Source organism: Citrobacter sp. RHB35-C21 (assembly GCF_013816515.1).
Classification (GTDB): Bacteria; Pseudomonadota; Gammaproteobacteria; order Enterobacterales; family Enterobacteriaceae; genus Citrobacter; species Citrobacter braakii.
Window position 1 is genome coordinate 17,834 of record NZ_CP057147.1, and the last position, 14,924, is coordinate 32,757.

Sequence of the window (14,924 nt, forward strand, 5' to 3'; positions counted from 1 at the left end):
AGCTGCCGGGACATAATGAAAAATAAGGGCTATGAGATGAATACGCTACAAATTCTGAGCTTTGTGGGCTTTACGCTGCTGGTGGCGCTAATCACCTGGTGGAAGGTACGTAAAACGGATACCGGATCGCAACAAGGGTATTTTCTTGCCGGGCGTTCATTGAAAGCGCCGGTGATTGCCGCGTCATTGATGTTAACTAACCTTTCAACCGAACAGTTGGTTGGTCTGTCTGGTCAGGCTTACAAAAGCGGAATGTCGGTTATGGGTTGGGAAGTCACCTCTGCGGTGACGCTTATCTTTCTGGCGCTGATTTTTCTACCTCGCTATCTGCAACGTGGTATCGCTACGATCCCAGATTTTCTGGAAGAGCGTTACGATAAAACCACGCGAATCATTATCGATTTTTGCTTTCTTATTGCCACTGGCGTCTGCTTCCTGCCGATTGTGCTTTATTCAGGGGCGCTGGCGCTGAATAGCCTTTTTCACATCGGTGAATCGCTGAATATTTCTCAGGGCGCAGCAATCTGGTTACTGGTTATTTTGCTGGGCCTTGCCGGGATTATTTATGCGGTGATCGGCGGTTTACGTGCGATGGCGGTGGCCGATTCTATCAATGGTATAGGGCTGGTGATTGGTGGATTGATGGTCCCCGTGTTCGGCCTGATTGCGATGGGAAAAGGCAGTTTTTTACAAGGTGTTGAGCAACTGACCACCGTACATGCGGAGAAATTAAACTCAATTGGTGGAGCGAACGATCCGCTGCCGATAGGTGCAGCCTTTACCGGTTTGATTCTGGTGAATACCTTCTACTGGTGTACTAATCAGGGCATCGTACAACGTACGCTGGCTTCCAAAAGCCTCGCCGAAGGGCAGAAAGGAGCATTGCTCACAGCGGTATTGAAAATGCTCGATCCACTGGTGCTGGTATTACCAGGTTTAATTGCTTTTCATCTATACCAGGATCTGCCAAAGGCGGATATGGCATATCCGACACTGGTAAATAACGTGCTGCCTGTCCCTTTGGTGGGGTTTTTCGGTGCCGTTTTATTCGGCGCGGTAATCAGTACATTCAATGGATTTTTAAACAGCGCCAGTACCTTATTTAGCATGGGAATATATCGGCGGATTATTAATCAACACGCCCAATCGGAACAGCTGGTTCGGGTTGGGCGTAAGTTCGGATTCTTTATCGCGGTAATTTCCGTGCTGGTAGCACCGTGGATCGCTAATGCACCGGAAGGACTCTACAGCTGGATGAAACAGCTCAACGGTATTTATAACGTGCCGTTGGTGACCATCATCATCATGGGATTCTTTTTCCCGCGCATCCCTGCGCTGGCAGCGAAAGTCGCTATGGGATTCGGTATCGTCAGCTACATCACCATTAATTATCTGGTGAAGTTCGACTTTCACTTCCTTTACGTACTGGCCTGTACCTTCTGCATCAACGTGGTGGTGATGCTGGTTATCGGCATTATCAAGCCGCGTGCGACGCCGTTTAAATTCCATGATGCTTTTGCGGTAGACATGAAGCCGTGGAAAAACGCCAAACTTGCCTCTGTCGGTATCCTGACCGCGATGCTCGGCGTCTATGCCGGACTGGCGCAGTTTGGAGGGTACAACACCCAATGGCTGACGATTCTCTGCTACTCAATTACGGCGGCAGTGATGATGTATTTAATTTACAGCAGCTGGCAGACGCGTCGTTTGGCCACTGCGCTTTCTGTCTCTGACGCTAAGGATAAAGCATGACCCGCCCTAATTTTCTGTTCATTATGACTGATACCCAGGCGACCAATATGGTCGGCTGTTATAGTGGTAAGTCGCTGAATACCAATAACATTGATAGCCTGGCGGCGGAAGGTATTCGCTTCAATTCTGCTTATACCTGCTCACCGGTGTGCACCCCGGCCCGCGCTGGGCTGTTTACCGGTATTTATGCCAACCAGTCCGGCCCGTGGACCAATAACGTCGCGCCGGGGAAAAATATCTCCACCATGGGACGCTATTTTAAGGATGCGGGCTATCACACCTGCTACATCGGCAAGTGGCATCTCGACGGGCACGATTACTTTGGTACCGGTGAGTGCCCGCCCGAATGGGATGCTGACTACTGGTATGACGGGGCAAATTACCTCGCGGAACTGACGGACAAAGAGATCGGTTTGTGGCGTAACGGTCTGAACAGCGTGGAGGATTTGCTGGCTAACAATATCAATGAAACCTTTACCTGGGCGCACCGCATCAGTAACCGGGCGGTTGATTTCCTCCGCCACCCTGCACGTGATGAAGAACCCTTCCTGATGGTAGTTTCCTACGACGAGCCGCATCACCCGTTTACCTGTCCCGTGGAGTATCTGCAGAAATATCAGGATTTTTATTATGACCTGGGGATGAAGGCGCACGACTCTTTGAGTAACAAACCTGAACATCATCGTCTTTGGTCTGAAGCGATGCCTTCGCCGGTAGGTGATGATGGGCGCTATCACCATCCGCTCTATTTTGCCTGCAACGACTTTGTCGATGACCAGATTGGCCGGGTTATTAATAGCTTAACGCCCATGCAGCGGGACAACACCTGGGTCATTTACACCTCCGATCATGGCGAGATGATGGGGGCGCATAAGCTTATCAGTAAGGGGGCAGCGATGTATGACGACATCACGCGAATTCCGCTGATTATGCGCTCGCCTCAGGGAGAATCCATGCAGGTAGACACGCCGGTCAGCCATATCGATCTGCTGCCGACGATGATGGCGCTGGCGGGTATTGAGAAGCCACAAATCCTGCCGGGTGAAAACATCCTTACCGTTGAAAAACCACGCGGTGTGATGGTGGAGTTCAATCGTTATGAGATTGAACATGACAGTTTTGGCGGATTTATACCGGTACGTTGCTGGGTGACGGATGACTGGAAGCTGGTGCTGAACCTGTTTACCAGTGATGAGTTTTACGACAGACGAAACGATCCCGATGAGCTACATAACCAGATAGATTCTCCGCAATTAGCCGATGTTCGCTGCCAGATGCACGATGCGCTGCTGGACTATATGGATAAAATCCGCGATCCATTCCGCACCTATCAGTGGAGTTTACGTCCCTGGCGTCCTGACGCCGTACCGCGCTGGATGGGCGCTTTTCGCCCGCGCCCGCAAGACGGCTATTCTCCGGTGGTACGCGATTACGACACCGGTTTACCAACCCAGGGCGTAAAAGTGGAGGAGAAAAAGCAGAAGTTCTGACTACAATGCCAATTGGCGCAGATACTCATATTTGCACTTACCTGTCGGCCGGATAAGGCATTAGCCGCCATCCGGCAATGACAGCCAGAGGAGTTTGAATGAAAATTTCCCGCCTTGGAGAAGCCCCGGATTACCGCTTCTCACTGGCAAATGAGCGTACCTTTCTGGCGTGGATCCGTACCGCGCTGGGGTTTCTGGCGGCGGGGGTTGGTCTCGACCAACTGGCTCCGGATTTTGCCACGCCGGTAATTCGTGAGCTTTTGGCGCTGTTGCTGTGCCTGTTTGCCGGTGGTCTGGCGATTTATGGCTACCTGCGCTGGCTGCGTAATGAGAGGGCGATGCGCCTGAAAGAGGATTTGCCCTATACCCATAGCCTGTTAATCATCAGTCTGATTTTGTTTATTGTCGCGGTGATTGTCATGGGACTGGTGCTGTATGCCGGATAGCCGTAAGTCGCGACGTATCGCCGATCCGGGGTTACAACCGGAGCGAACATCGCTGGCCTGGTTTCGTACGCTTCTGGGTTATGGCGCGCTAATGGCGTTGGCGCTGAAGCACAACTGGCATCAGGCGGGTTTCCTGTTTTGGGTTTCAATTGTGGTGCTGGCGCTGGTGGCAATCGTTCTGTGGCGCTATACCCGCAGCCGTAATCTGATGGATGTTACGCATAGCGATTTTTCTGAATCTCGCGCGGTGCGTGACAAATTTATGATCTCCCTCGCGGTGTTATCCCTCGCAATACTGTTTGCTGTAACGCATGTCCGCCAACTTATTGCGTTTATCGGGAATTTAGCATGACAGGATGTCAGGTCATGGCCAAACCAGCCAGCTCTCGTTGTAACCTGGATTGTCGTTACTGTTTTTACATTGATAAACCCACTCAACCCGAAATGGACGACGCCACCTTAGAGACGTTTATCCGTCAGCATATCGCCGCACAGCCGGGGGCTGACGTGATGTTCGCCTGGCAGGGCGGAGAGCCAACCCTCTGTGGCATCGACTTTTTTCGCCGCATAGTGACGTTGCAAAAACAGTACGGGGAAGGGAAGAAAATCCATAACGCGTTCCAGACCAACGGGATTTTGCTCAACGACGAATGGTGTCAGTTTTTGCACGATAACGGCTGGCTGGTGGGGATTTCGTTGGATGGCCCCGCCGAGTTGCACGATGCTTATCGTGTTAACCGCAGCGGAAAACCGACTCACCATAAGGTGGTGGACGCCATTGCCAGGCTCCGTAAGCATCAGGTGGAGTTCAATCTGCTGGTAGTGGTTAATTCTCTGAACAGCCAGCGACCAGGACAGATGTATCGCTACCTTCGCCAGCTTGGCACGCCTTTTTTGCAGTTCATTCCGCTGGTTGAATATGATGAAGACAGCGAGCTTACCGCCGAATCCGTCCCGCCTCAGGCGTGGGGAACCTTCCTGAATTCCGTCTTTGATATCTGGGTCAGAGAGGATATTGGCCGCGTATTCGTCCAGTTATTTGATTCAACTCTGGGCGTATGGTGCGGACACCCGGCGCAGATGTGTTCGCTAAGCTCCACCTGCGGACATGCTTTTGCTCTGGAAGCGAATGGCGATTTGTATCAGTGCGATCACTATGTCCACCCAGATTTTCGCTTGGGTAATATTCATCGCACGTCGTTGAGTGAGCTCAACGCCAGCCCGTGGGCAGCGGCGTTTGGTCAGTCCAAGAGAACCACGCTGAGCGCGGAATGCCAGGCGTGTTCGCTATTACGCTTTTGCCATGGCGATTGTCCAAAGCATCGCGACAGCAGTGGAAAGAGTGCGATTTGCGGCGGATACAGCGCTTTCTTCAATCATACCGCGCCGCATATGCGCGTGATGCGTGACCTTCTGAAGCAACATCGCTCACCGATGGAACTGATGGCGATGCTGCGTTAAGTTCAGCGGCGTTTAACGTCCTTTGGCCAGATACTGCGCCATTTCGGCTTCCGGCACCATGCCGCCGCCGGTCGCCCACACCAGGTGGGTGGCGTTATTGAGCTGCTCCGCGCTGAAGCCATGCATTTGCTGATAGTCAGCAGAAGCGCAAACGTGCTGCGGACCGGCCATCCCGGCCAGCGCCGACGGCTCAAGGCGAATGCCTTCTTCCTGCGCCAGCCAGCCCAGCATGTCGTACATAGTCTGATCGTCCAGGGTGTACAGACCGTCGAGCAGACGTTCCATTGCCCGGCCAACAAAGCCGGACGCGCGGCCCACCGCCAGCCCATCTGCCGCTGTCAGGTTATCGATGCCAATGTCCTGCACAGAAATTGTATCGTGCAGCCCGGTATAAATCCCCAGCAGCATGCACGGTGAATGGGTCGGTTCTGCGAAGAAGCAGTGCACGTTATCGCCGAATGCCAGCTTCAGGCCAAACGCCACCCCGCCAGGCCCACCGCCGACGCCGCACGGCAGGTAAACAAACAGCGGATGGTCGGCATCCACCACGCGCCCCTGCTGCGCGAACTGCGCCTTCAGACGCTGGCCGGCGACCGCATAACCTAAAAACAACGTGCGGGAATTTTCATCATCGATAAAGAAACAGTTCGGATCGGATTGTGCCGCCTTACGGCCCTGCTCAACCGCCACGCCATAATCTTCTTCATACTCCACGACCGTCACGCCGTGGCTGCGCAGTTTGGCTTTTTTCCATGCGCGAGCGTCGGCAGACATATGAACCGTCACCTTAAAGCCGATACGGGCGCTCATAATGCCGATCGACATCCCAAGGTTGCCAGTGGAGCCTACGGCGATGCTGTACTGACTGAAGAACTGTTTAAACTCAGGCGAAAGCAGAATGCTGTAATCGTCTTGTGTGGTCAGCAGACCGGCCTCCAGCGCCAGTTTTTCCGCGTGGGTTAGCACTTCATAAATACCGCCACGCGCTTTAATTGAGCCGGAAATCGGTAGATGGCTGTCTTTCTTCAGCAGAATTTCGCCGTTGATGCGCTGCCCATACTCTTTTTCCAGCCGCTTTTGCATCGCCGGGATCGCGGCCAGTTCAGATTCGATAATGCCGCCGGTGGCTGCGGTTTCCGGGAATGCTTGCGCCAGATACGGCGCGAAGCGCGTCAGACGAGCGTGGGCATCCTGAACATCGTGCTCTGTCAGGCCAACATACGGTAAACCTTCCGCAAGAGAGGTAGTGCCAGGGTTAAACCAGGTCGTCTCCTTGAGAGCGACCAGATCTTCCACTAAAGGATGCTGGGCGATAAGTGTTTGAATGTTTTCCATAGTCAGTCTCTTTGCGCTTAGATAATAAAGGAAAGCAGGAATGTGCAAACCAGTGCAATAACGGACGCGATAAATGTCGCGGTCGTATAATATTTGAACGTCTCATTTAGAGTGGCGCCGCAGTACTGCTTCACCAGCCAGAAGAGGGAATCGGTGACGATCGTGCAGCCAATCGCGCCGGAACCGATGGCAATGGCGATGATCTCCGGGCTAACGTTGGGGTAGAGCGGCAGCATCGGGGCCACGATTGCCGTCGCACCCATCATCGCCACCGTGGCAGAGCCCACCGCAGCATGCAGGATTAACGCCACCAGCCATGCCAGCAGAATCGGGTGCATATGCATGTTCGAGAGGATCAGCGCGAGGGTATCCGCCAGTCCGCTGCTCTTGAGGATAGCGTTGAATGCGCCGCCTGCGCCGATAATCAGCAAAATGTTAGCAATGGAGCCAAAACCGTTTTCGGTGTGGGTCAGCAGCGCACCCATGCCAATGTGCTGACGCAGGCCGAGAATGTAATAGGCCACGAAAACGGCAATAAACATCGCGGTGATCGGGTTACCAATAAACTCCAACAGCGTATAAACCGTGCTGCCTTTCGCCATGTTCAGCTCAGCGACGGTTTTTACCAGCATCAGGCCAATCGGCAGCAGTACGGTAAACAGCGTAGCGCCCAGCGATGGCAGCGTACTTTCGTCGCGCACCTTGAGGTCGGAAAACTCAGCCGGAACCGGTTTAAACGGCAGACGGTTACCGAGGAATTTCAGATACAGCGGACCGCCGATCAGCGAGGCCATTAAGCCCACCAGTAAGCCGTAGACAATCACGGTGCCAATGTCCGCGCCCAGCTTGTTCGCCACGAACAGGGCGGCTGGATGCGGCGGCACGACGCAGTGTACCGCCATCAGCGCTGTACATAACGGAATCGCCAGCTTCAGTAGCGAGGTATTGGTTTTTTTGGCAATTGAAAAGGCCAGAGGAATCAACAGCACTACGCCGACTTCAACAAACAGCGTGATCCCGCAAATCAGCCCGACCAGTACCATAATGACGTCAGCGGAAAGCCAGCGACAGCGCTGTAGCGTCAGGCCGATACGTTCGGCCGCGCCGGACACTTCCATCATTTTGCCAAGAATGGTCCCAAGACCGATAACCGCGGCGAGGAATCCCAGCGTACCGCCGATGCCACTCTCAATGGCATTGACCATATCCAGCGGCCCCATACCCATCATCGTACCCACGAAGAAGCTGGCTAACAGCAGCGCCAGAAACGGGTGGAATTTGAACTTCACGATGGTCAAAACGATTAACACGATGCTTATCAGCAGCGTGCTCACAACCCAGATTTGAGAGTGCATAACTCACCTTGCCCTGTGATTAATATAGGGTTATTGGACAAAAATAAGGCATGGTCTGACAAACGATATAAATCCCCTTTCACATGAGCCAGATTGCATCAAGTAGGTGATTTACGTCTAATTACGCTTTGTTTATGCGATATGGTTCACCTTGATTCATCTTTGTGCTGATTTTTGCAGCGAACTTTTTTACACTCCGGCGAATGAATCAGGAGGACAGGAGGTGAACATGGATCCCTTACGCGAGGTCAGAAATCGGCTGCTCAACGGCTGGCAGTTGTCAAAGCTGTATACCTTTGAAGTGGCGGCCCGGCATCAGTCGTTTGCGCTGGCGGCAGATGAGCTGTCATTAAGCCCCAGCGCTGTCAGCCATCGCATTAATCAGCTGGAAGATGAGCTGGGTATTCAGCTGTTTGTTCGTTCGCATCGTAAAGTGGAACTCACCCACGAGGGCAAGCGGGTGTTCTGGGCGCTGAAATCATCGCTGGATACGCTGAATCAGGAAATCCTTGATATTAAAAATCAGGAGTTGTCCGGGACGCTCACCGTGTACTCACGGCCTTCTATCGCTCAGTGCTGGCTGGTTCCGGCGCTCGGCGACTTTACCCGTCGCTATCCGTCGATTTCGCTGACCATGCTGACCGGGAACGACAACGTCAATCTGCAGCGTGCCGGGGTCGATCTGGCCATCTATTTTGACGACGCGCCCTCCGCGCAGCTCACGCACCACTTCCTGATGGATGAAGAGATCCTGCCGGTATGCAGCCCGGACTACGCTCGCCGCCATGACCTTACCGGTTCGCTGGTGAATTTACCGCACTGTACGTTGCTGCATGACAGACAGGCGTGGAGTAACGACTCCGGGACCGATGAATGGCACAGTTGGGCGCAGCATTTTTCGGTGAATCTGCCGACATCGTCGGGAATTGGCTTTGATCGTTCTGATTTGGCGGTGATTGCGGCGATGAATCATATCGGCGTGGCGATGGGCCGAAAGCGGCTGGTGCAAAAACGCCTCGACAGCGGAGAGCTGGTTGCGCCTTTTGGCGATATGGCGCTGAAATGCCATCAGCACTACTACATCACTACCCTGCCTGGCAGACAATGGCCGAAAATCGAGGCGTTTATTCGCTGGCTTCAGGAACAGGTTAAATAAGCGGGCCGCGAATATTTTTTACGCTTTCTCGCTACACGCAAAGTGAAAAAGCATGCTAAATACGTGATATCACTCCTGATGATTTGCGTAAGGACGACCGTGTTAAAGCCGATTGTTTCCCTTTTACTGTTAGCCAGCGCCACCGTGTGTGCCGCGCAACCTGTGCTGACTGCGGCGCAGTATGCGCAGCAGCTTGGCGTTGGGATGGACGTAGACTGGGCGCGCACCGATCGGGGTATCCGTGAATTCGATCCGCTGGTGGTGCGGGATTACAAGGCGAAAGGGTTAACCCACGTGCGCATTCGCGTGGCGGGAGAGCCTACGGAGGCGCGGCTTATACATCTGCGCAAGCTGGTGGAAGCCTGCGAGCAGTATGGCGTGATCCCGATAATTGCCTATCAGGCTGACGAATATAAAAAAGATCCCAGTACCGGTAACGAAAAAGAGGTGGTTAACTGGTGGGTGGCGGTGGCGCATTACTTTGGTCAAAGCTCGCCGTTGCTGGGTTTCGACCTGATATACGAACCCTCTGATAAGCTCAATCATAATCAGGTATCGCTCAATCGGGTGTATGACAAAACCATTCGTACTGTCCATGCCATCGACCCGCAGCGGATGATTTTTATCGCGCCGCGACTACGCGCCGCGCCGGAAGATTTGCCTGACCTGAAACTGCCGCCGCAAAGTCAGAATACCGTGCTGGCTCAATGGCATATTTTTCCGTGGGGGCCGCTGAAAAATAACGGTAAATATCCGTGGACCTCAGGCACAGCGGCAGAAAAGGCCGCTATTCGCGCCCGTATTAATACCGCCATTCACTGGCAGCAGAAAACAGGTCATGTCAGTTGGGTGGGAGGCTGGTCGCCAGGAGAAACCATCAGGAATGCGCCATCTGCCTCGCAAATGGCGTTTGCCCGATTTATGGCGTGCGAACTGAAAAAAGCGAAAATTCCCTATGCTATCAATGCGGATACGCAGTTTTATGATGGCGAGGAAGGCGCCTGGCGTCCGGCGCTGGAGCCGTTACTGACGACGATGATCGCGCCTGAATGCGAAAAGCCCGGCGATAAGCCGGGCCATCATACGCTTAAACCGCCTGCCCCTGATGCGATACGCGTGACGCCAGCGGAAGCCAGCAAACAAAAATCAACAGTCCCATAAGGGTCATCAGCAGGCCCAGACTGGCTTGCCCGGTCTGCGGCAGCATTGCAGAGAACCACGCCAGCACGCCGGAACCAATATTCTGTAATCCCCCAACCAGCGCACCGGCAGTGCCTGCCAGGAATGGGAAAGGCTCCATTGCGCCACTGGTTGCCAGCGGAAACAGCATCCCGGCACCGAAGAAAAATAGTGCGGCGGGAACCAGCAGCGTCCAGACGTTCATCACGTCAAACAGGCCCGGGATCCACATCATTAAACCGGCTACCAGACAGCAGATAACCGACTGCCACATCAGCGTCGAGAAACGCTTATTCGGGCGACCGGCGAACCAGGCGCCGAAAAATGCCGCCGGGATGGGCAGAATAAACAGGATACTGACCACCATGCTGCTTAAACCGAGCCTTGCGCCCAACAATACCCCGGAGCAGGCCTCGAAGACCGCAACGCCCGCCAGGCCGCCGATCAGCATCAGCACGTAACAGGTGAAAGAACTGTTACCAAACAGCGTTTTATAGCTGGCGATAAGGCGTGGACGCGGTGCGCCCGCAGGACGCGTTTCCGGCATCCAGCGCGCCATGCTAAACGTGACGCCCGCGCACAGAACCAGCAGGAAGATGTAACAGGCGCGCCAGTTCCACAGGGTATCCAGCATGCCGCCAATCAGCGGGGCCAGCAGCGGACTCACCAGAATCCCCATATTTAACAAACTATTCGCGTGGCGCAACTGCGTACCTTCGTACAGATCGCGCGGTAAGGTTCGCGCCATTACACCGCCGACGCCTGTTCCCATGCCCTGGATTGCACTGGCGATAATCAGTACCGTCAGGCTGTGGGTGGTAATCGCGACCAGCGTGGCCAGCATAAAAATAGACATTCCGGTGAGGATCACCGGACGGCGGCCAACGCGATCGGAAAGTGGGCCGTAAAACAGTTGTGACAGGCCGTAGGTCAGCAGGTAGGCGGCCATTACGCTTTGCACCGCTCCTTCGCGAACGTTCAGTTCACGCGCCATATCAGCAATCGCGGGGATATAAATGGTTTGCGCCATCTGACCTACCGCCACCAGTAATACCAACATCAACAACAAATTGACGCTTCTATGCCTTTTCATTTCGCTGATTACTTTTAAAAAAGAGAAAAAAGAAGAATAAGGTGCTGTACTTTCCCGTAAATTCGCGTGGAATCTACCACAACAGAAAAAGAAGGCCAGATAGTGGGCTGGAATGTTTACGCGATGAACGGCAGGAAATGTAAACAAAAAGCGGCAACAAATGTTGCCGGATTGCATCGGCTTTACGGCGCGATCATGACAAGCGAAGTAAGACAGCGCCTACGGCAATACCGGCGGCCGCGACAAGGCGTATTCCGGCAACCTTTTCTTTCAGCAGTAGCCAGGCGAGCAGAGCGCCAAACAGAATGGAGGTTTCACGCAGCGCTGCGACCACCGCCAACGGAGCCTGGGTCATGGCCCACAGCGCCAGACCGTAAGAACCCATCGTACCAATCCCGCCCAGAATACCTTTCTTCCACTGTTGTACCAGATAGCGCGATGCTTCCCGGCGCCGGGCGATCATCGCCCAGCCCAGCAGACAGGAACCGTTCAGAAAGAAGGTCCACAGCGTATAACCGAGCGCGGTTTCTGATAAGCGTACGCCGGTGCCATCAACCAGCGTGTAACCGGCGATAAAGCAGGCGTTAATGAGCGCCAGTACGATCCCGCGTTGTGAGCTGCTGCGTCCGTTAAATGCCATGCCGAGAATGGCCAGACAGATCGTAGCAATCCCCACCCAGGCAAACACAGACAGGCTATCGCCAAGGAACAAGACGCTGATAATCGCAACCAGCAGCGGTGCTGTCCCACGCATCAGAGGATAGGTCTGGCTCATATCCGAAACCTGATAGGTTTTGGCGACCAGGACCGTATACACCACTTGCAACGCGGTTGAGACGGCCAAAAACGGTAGGCTGGCGGCGGAAGGCTGAGGCGCGAAGGGTAAGCAGATCAATGCCATAATCGCCGCGGAGCCGCTGACGCCAATCGCCGAGTACAGTTTATCGTTTCCAGCTTTAACAATGGCATTCCAACTGGCGTGCAGCAGTGCGGCGAACAGCAAAATGCAGAAAACAGAAAGCGTCATGGTGGCGTTCTTCCCTGAGAATGTCATAAAAACGTAACATATTGGCGCGAGACAAGCACCAGGGAGAAGGTGAAAGGGGAGCGGAGTGTTACCCGCTCCCCTTAGGTGCGACTTGAATCCGAATTACTTAACGTATTTCAGAACGGCATCAAGTAGTTGCAGTGCTGCAACAATGAGTTTGAGGATAAGAATAGCGATATCCACGAGGCTCATACGCTCTCCTTTTGGTACAAGGAGCACGGTGCTGACGTACCTCGCCGCTGCCTGTTGCCAGCACCTTTGTTGACATAACACAGTGTGCTCACACGGGGGTTAAGGCGCTGACGGCACCACCCGTTTCAGCCAGGACTTTGATGCGCCGGTTTACGATGCGGCCCCCGCATAACACATTGCGTACCGAGACATTATAGATAAATACTGTATAAATTAACAGTATTTTATGGACATTGTGCCATTCATGTTCCATACTCAAAACCATCAAAATTCGTGCCGAAATTGCGTGTTCTTCGCAGAACGCGTATACTTTTTCCGTTGACATAACACAGTGTGTTCGGCGGCTACCAACCGCACAGCGCTGAAAAAAACCTCGCTCCGGCGGGGTTTTTTGTTTTCCGACTCTGCACAGCGAAATGTGATCGTTGACGCATTTTTATGCAGATGAAAAATTTTCCATTGTCACGCTGAAAAACCTGTGTTTGTATAAATCCAGTTAATCAACAAACAGACAGGTCCCTAATGAACCCTTCCATGCTGACTGCGACCCTACTAAAAACTGCGCCATCTCGCGCAGCGGTCGTCGTGCGTGTGGTGGTGGTCGTCGGCAATGCGCCGTAGGGTCCGGATCAACACACGATTCCAAAACCCCGCCGGCGCAAACCGGGCGGGGTTTTTCGTTTAAGAGACCTGCCCGAAGCAAAGGCCCAGAATAAAAGGACTGGAGCATGGCAAGTTCGGGCATAACATCCAAGCGTACGCGTTTTACGGGCGCAGAATTCATCGTTCATTTCATGGAACGCCAGGGGATTCAGGTGGTCACCGGTATTCCTGGCGGATCGATTCTTCCCGTCTATGACGCCTTGAGCCAAAGCACGCAAATCCGTCATATCCTGGCGCGCCACGAGCAGGGCGCGGGGTTTATCGCGCAGGGGATGGCGAGAACCGATGGTAAACCCGCCGTCTGTATGGCCTGTAGCGGACCGGGCGCGACCAACCTGGTGACCGCCATTGCCGACGCGCGGCTGGATTCCATCCCGCTGGTGTGTATCACCGGGCAGGTTCCGGCCTCAATGATCGGGACCGACGCCTTCCAGGAAGTCGATACCTACGGCATCTCTATCCCCATCACCAAGCACAACTATCTGGTCCGCCATATCAGTGAATTACCGCAGGTCATGAGCGATGCGTTCCGCATTGCGCAGTCCGGCCGTCCGGGCCCGGTGTGGATAGACATTCCTAAGGATATTCAAACTGCAGTTTTTGAAATTGAAGAGATGCCGGAGCCCGCGCAGAAAATGGCGGCACCGGCGTTCAGCCAGGACAGCATTCGCGATGCCGCGGCCATGATTAACGCCGCACAGCGTCCGGTGCTGTATCTCGGCGGCGGCGTGATTAACGCGCCTGAGCGGGTTCGTGAACTGGCAGAAAAAGCTATGCTGCCCACTACCATGACCTTAATGGCGCTCGGTATGTTGCCGAAAGCGCATCCGCTGTCGTTAGGCATGTTGGGTATGCACGGCGCGCGCAGCACTAACTTTATTCTGCAAGAAGCGGACTTATTGATTGTTTTGGGCGCACGTTTTGATGACCGGGCGATTGGTAAAACTGAGCAGTTCTGTCCGAACGCCAAAATCATCCACGTGGACATCGACCGCGCGGAGCTGGGTAAAATCAAACAGCCGCACGTGGCGATTCAGGCGGATGTCGATGAGGTTCTGGCGCAACTGATCCCATTAATTGACGCGCAGCCGCGAGAGTCGTGGCATCAAATGGTGGCCGATTTACAACGCGAATTCCCCTGCAGCATTCCTCAGGAAAGCGACCCGCTCAGCCACTATGGGCTGATCAACGCCGTAGCGGCCTGCGTGGATGACAATGCCATTATCACCACCGACGTAGGCCAGCATCAGATGTGGGCCGCACAGGCTTACCCGCTGAACCGTCCGCGTCAGTGGCTGACCTCCGGCGGTCTGGGAACCATGGGCTTTGGCCTGCCGGCGGCAATTGGCGCAGCGCTGGTCAACCCGGACAAAAAGGTGCTGTGCTTCTCCGGCGACGGTAGCCTGATGATGAATATTCAGGAAATGGCGACGGCCAGCGAAAATCAGCTGGATATTAAAATCATCCTGATGAATAACGAAGCGTTGGGTCTGGTGTATCAGCAGCAGAGTTTGTTCTATAAGCAGGGCGTTTTTGCGGCGACATATCCGGGGATGATTAACTTTATGCAGATAGCCGCCGGGTTTGGCCTCGAAACCTGCGATTTGAATAACGAAGCGGATCCACAGGCAGCGTTGCAGGAGATTATTAATCGCCCTGGACCTGCGCTGATCCACGTGCGCATCGATGCCGAAGAAAAAGTGTACCCGATGGTGCCGCCGGGTGCGGCAAACACAGAAATGGTGGGGGAATAA

Annotated in this window: 14 protein-coding genes; 9 read left to right on the forward strand and 5 right to left on the reverse strand. The window is 54.0% G+C overall.

Annotation, left to right across the window (positions count from 1 at the left end):
- The first annotated feature begins 36 nt into the window (after positions 1-36).
- The 5 genes from HVZ39_RS00080 to HVZ39_RS00100 all read left to right on the forward strand — a co-directional run bounded on the left by HVZ39_RS00080 (position 37) and on the right by HVZ39_RS00100 (position 5,149).
- Positions 37-1,752, forward strand: coding sequence for a solute:sodium symporter family transporter (locus tag HVZ39_RS00080; protein ID WP_047499146.1), 1,716 nt, complete (start codon positions 37-39; stop codon positions 1,750-1,752).
- Positions 1,749-3,242: a sulfatase-like hydrolase/transferase gene (locus tag HVZ39_RS00085; RefSeq protein WP_181633082.1), complete on the forward strand. Its 1,494-nt coding sequence runs from the start codon at positions 1,749-1,751 to the stop codon at positions 3,240-3,242. The genes HVZ39_RS00080 and HVZ39_RS00085 overlap by 4 nt, the downstream gene beginning before the upstream one ends.
- 98 nt (positions 3,243-3,340) lie before the next feature.
- Positions 3,341-3,688: a DUF202 domain-containing protein gene (locus HVZ39_RS00090; protein ID WP_016157812.1), complete on the forward strand. Its 348-nt coding sequence runs from the start codon at positions 3,341-3,343 to the stop codon at positions 3,686-3,688.
- Positions 3,678-4,040, forward strand: coding sequence for a DUF202 domain-containing protein (locus tag HVZ39_RS00095; protein WP_016155058.1), 363 nt, complete (start codon positions 3,678-3,680; stop codon positions 4,038-4,040). Before HVZ39_RS00090 ends, HVZ39_RS00095 begins: the two co-directional genes overlap by 11 nt.
- Positions 4,037-5,149 (forward strand): anaerobic sulfatase maturase, encoded by a 1,113-nt coding sequence (locus HVZ39_RS00100; protein ID WP_181629538.1) that lies wholly within the window; start codon positions 4,037-4,039, stop codon positions 5,147-5,149. Before HVZ39_RS00095 ends, HVZ39_RS00100 begins: the two co-directional genes overlap by 4 nt.
- A 12-nt stretch (positions 5,150-5,161) precedes the next feature.
- Here the strand turns inward: HVZ39_RS00100 and dsdA are convergent, their stop codons facing one another.
- Both dsdA and dsdX read right to left on the reverse strand, forming a co-directional pair.
- On the reverse strand, positions 5,162-6,484 hold the full coding sequence (gene dsdA, locus HVZ39_RS00105; RefSeq protein ID WP_049282843.1) for a D-serine ammonia-lyase: 1,323 nt from the start codon (positions 6,482-6,484) through the stop codon (positions 5,162-5,164).
- A 17-nt stretch (positions 6,485-6,501) separates the two neighbouring features.
- Positions 6,502-7,839, reverse strand: a complete 1,338-nt coding sequence (gene dsdX / locus HVZ39_RS00110; RefSeq protein ID WP_016157809.1) for a D-serine transporter DsdX — start codon at positions 7,837-7,839, stop codon at positions 6,502-6,504.
- Positions 7,840-8,068: 229 nt separating this feature from the next.
- On the opposite strand from dsdX, the gene dsdC reads away from it, so the two are divergent.
- Both dsdC and HVZ39_RS00120 read left to right on the forward strand, forming a co-directional pair.
- Entirely contained in the window at positions 8,069-8,995 is a 927-nt protein-coding gene (gene dsdC, locus HVZ39_RS00115; RefSeq protein ID WP_016155054.1) for a DNA-binding transcriptional regulator DsdC, read from the forward strand.
- Between the two features lie 78 nt (positions 8,996-9,073).
- Positions 9,074-10,156: a cellulase family glycosylhydrolase gene (locus tag HVZ39_RS00120; protein ID WP_181633083.1), complete on the forward strand. Its 1,083-nt coding sequence runs from the start codon at positions 9,074-9,076 to the stop codon at positions 10,154-10,156.
- Here the strand turns inward: HVZ39_RS00120 and emrD are convergent.
- The 3 genes from emrD to tisB form a co-directional block, all read right to left on the reverse strand.
- Positions 10,083-11,267 (reverse strand): multidrug efflux MFS transporter EmrD, encoded by a 1,185-nt coding sequence (emrD, locus tag HVZ39_RS00125; RefSeq protein ID WP_047498775.1) that lies wholly within the window; start codon positions 11,265-11,267, stop codon positions 10,083-10,085. The genes HVZ39_RS00120 and emrD overlap by 74 nt on opposite strands.
- Positions 11,268-11,460: 193 nt before the next feature.
- Positions 11,461-12,294 carry a DMT family transporter gene (locus HVZ39_RS00130; RefSeq protein WP_016157806.1) on the reverse strand — a complete coding sequence of 278 codons (834 nt, stop codon included), beginning with the start codon at positions 12,292-12,294 and terminating at the stop codon, positions 11,461-11,463.
- A 123-nt stretch (positions 12,295-12,417) separates the two neighbouring features.
- Positions 12,418-12,507: a type I toxin-antitoxin system toxin TisB gene (gene tisB / locus HVZ39_RS00135; RefSeq protein ID WP_003023909.1), complete on the reverse strand. Its 90-nt coding sequence runs from the start codon at positions 12,505-12,507 to the stop codon at positions 12,418-12,420.
- A gap of 522 nt (positions 12,508-13,029) precedes the next feature.
- On the opposite strand from tisB, the gene ivbL reads away from it, so the two are divergent.
- Both ivbL and ilvB read left to right on the forward strand, forming a co-directional pair.
- The gene (gene ivbL / locus HVZ39_RS00140; RefSeq protein ID WP_003827118.1) at positions 13,030-13,128 is read left to right on the forward strand and encodes an ilvB operon leader peptide IvbL; all 99 of its coding nucleotides are present in this window, start codon (positions 13,030-13,032) and stop codon (positions 13,126-13,128) included.
- A 107-nt stretch (positions 13,129-13,235) separates the two neighbouring features.
- Complete coding sequence (gene ilvB / locus HVZ39_RS00145) at positions 13,236-14,924, forward strand: acetolactate synthase large subunit (RefSeq protein WP_016155049.1); 1,689 nt, start codon at positions 13,236-13,238, stop codon at positions 14,922-14,924.

Excerpts from the sequence above, each read along its gene's own strand:
- HVZ39_RS00080 (WP_047499146.1), top strand. The coding sequence starts at position 37 with ATGAATACGCTACAAATTCTGAGCTTTGTGGGCTTTACGCTGCTGGTG.
- HVZ39_RS00085 (WP_181633082.1), top strand. The coding sequence starts at position 1,749 with ATGACCCGCCCTAATTTTCTGTTCATTATGACTGATACCCAGGCGACC.
- HVZ39_RS00090 (WP_016157812.1), top strand. The coding sequence starts at position 3,341 with ATGAAAATTTCCCGCCTTGGAGAAGCCCCGGATTACCGCTTCTCACTG.
- HVZ39_RS00095 (WP_016155058.1), top strand. The coding sequence starts at position 3,678 with ATGCCGGATAGCCGTAAGTCGCGACGTATCGCCGATCCGGGGTTACAA.
- HVZ39_RS00100 (WP_181629538.1), top strand. The coding sequence starts at position 4,037 with ATGACAGGATGTCAGGTCATGGCCAAACCAGCCAGCTCTCGTTGTAAC.
- dsdA (WP_049282843.1), bottom strand. The coding sequence starts at position 6,484 with ATGGAAAACATTCAAACACTTATCGCCCAGCATCCTTTAGTGGAAGAT.
- dsdX (WP_016157809.1), bottom strand. The coding sequence starts at position 7,839 with ATGCACTCTCAAATCTGGGTTGTGAGCACGCTGCTGATAAGCATCGTG.
- dsdC (WP_016155054.1), top strand. The coding sequence starts at position 8,069 with ATGGATCCCTTACGCGAGGTCAGAAATCGGCTGCTCAACGGCTGGCAG.
- HVZ39_RS00120 (WP_181633083.1), top strand. The coding sequence starts at position 9,074 with ATGATTTGCGTAAGGACGACCGTGTTAAAGCCGATTGTTTCCCTTTTA.
- emrD (WP_047498775.1), bottom strand. The coding sequence starts at position 11,267 with ATGAAAAGGCATAGAAGCGTCAATTTGTTGTTGATGTTGGTATTACTG.
- HVZ39_RS00130 (WP_016157806.1), bottom strand. The coding sequence starts at position 12,294 with ATGACGCTTTCTGTTTTCTGCATTTTGCTGTTCGCCGCACTGCTGCAC.
- tisB (WP_003023909.1), bottom strand. The coding sequence starts at position 12,507 with ATGAGCCTCGTGGATATCGCTATTCTTATCCTCAAACTCATTGTTGCA.
- ivbL (WP_003827118.1), top strand. The coding sequence starts at position 13,030 with ATGAACCCTTCCATGCTGACTGCGACCCTACTAAAAACTGCGCCATCT.
- ilvB (WP_016155049.1), top strand. The coding sequence starts at position 13,236 with ATGGCAAGTTCGGGCATAACATCCAAGCGTACGCGTTTTACGGGCGCA.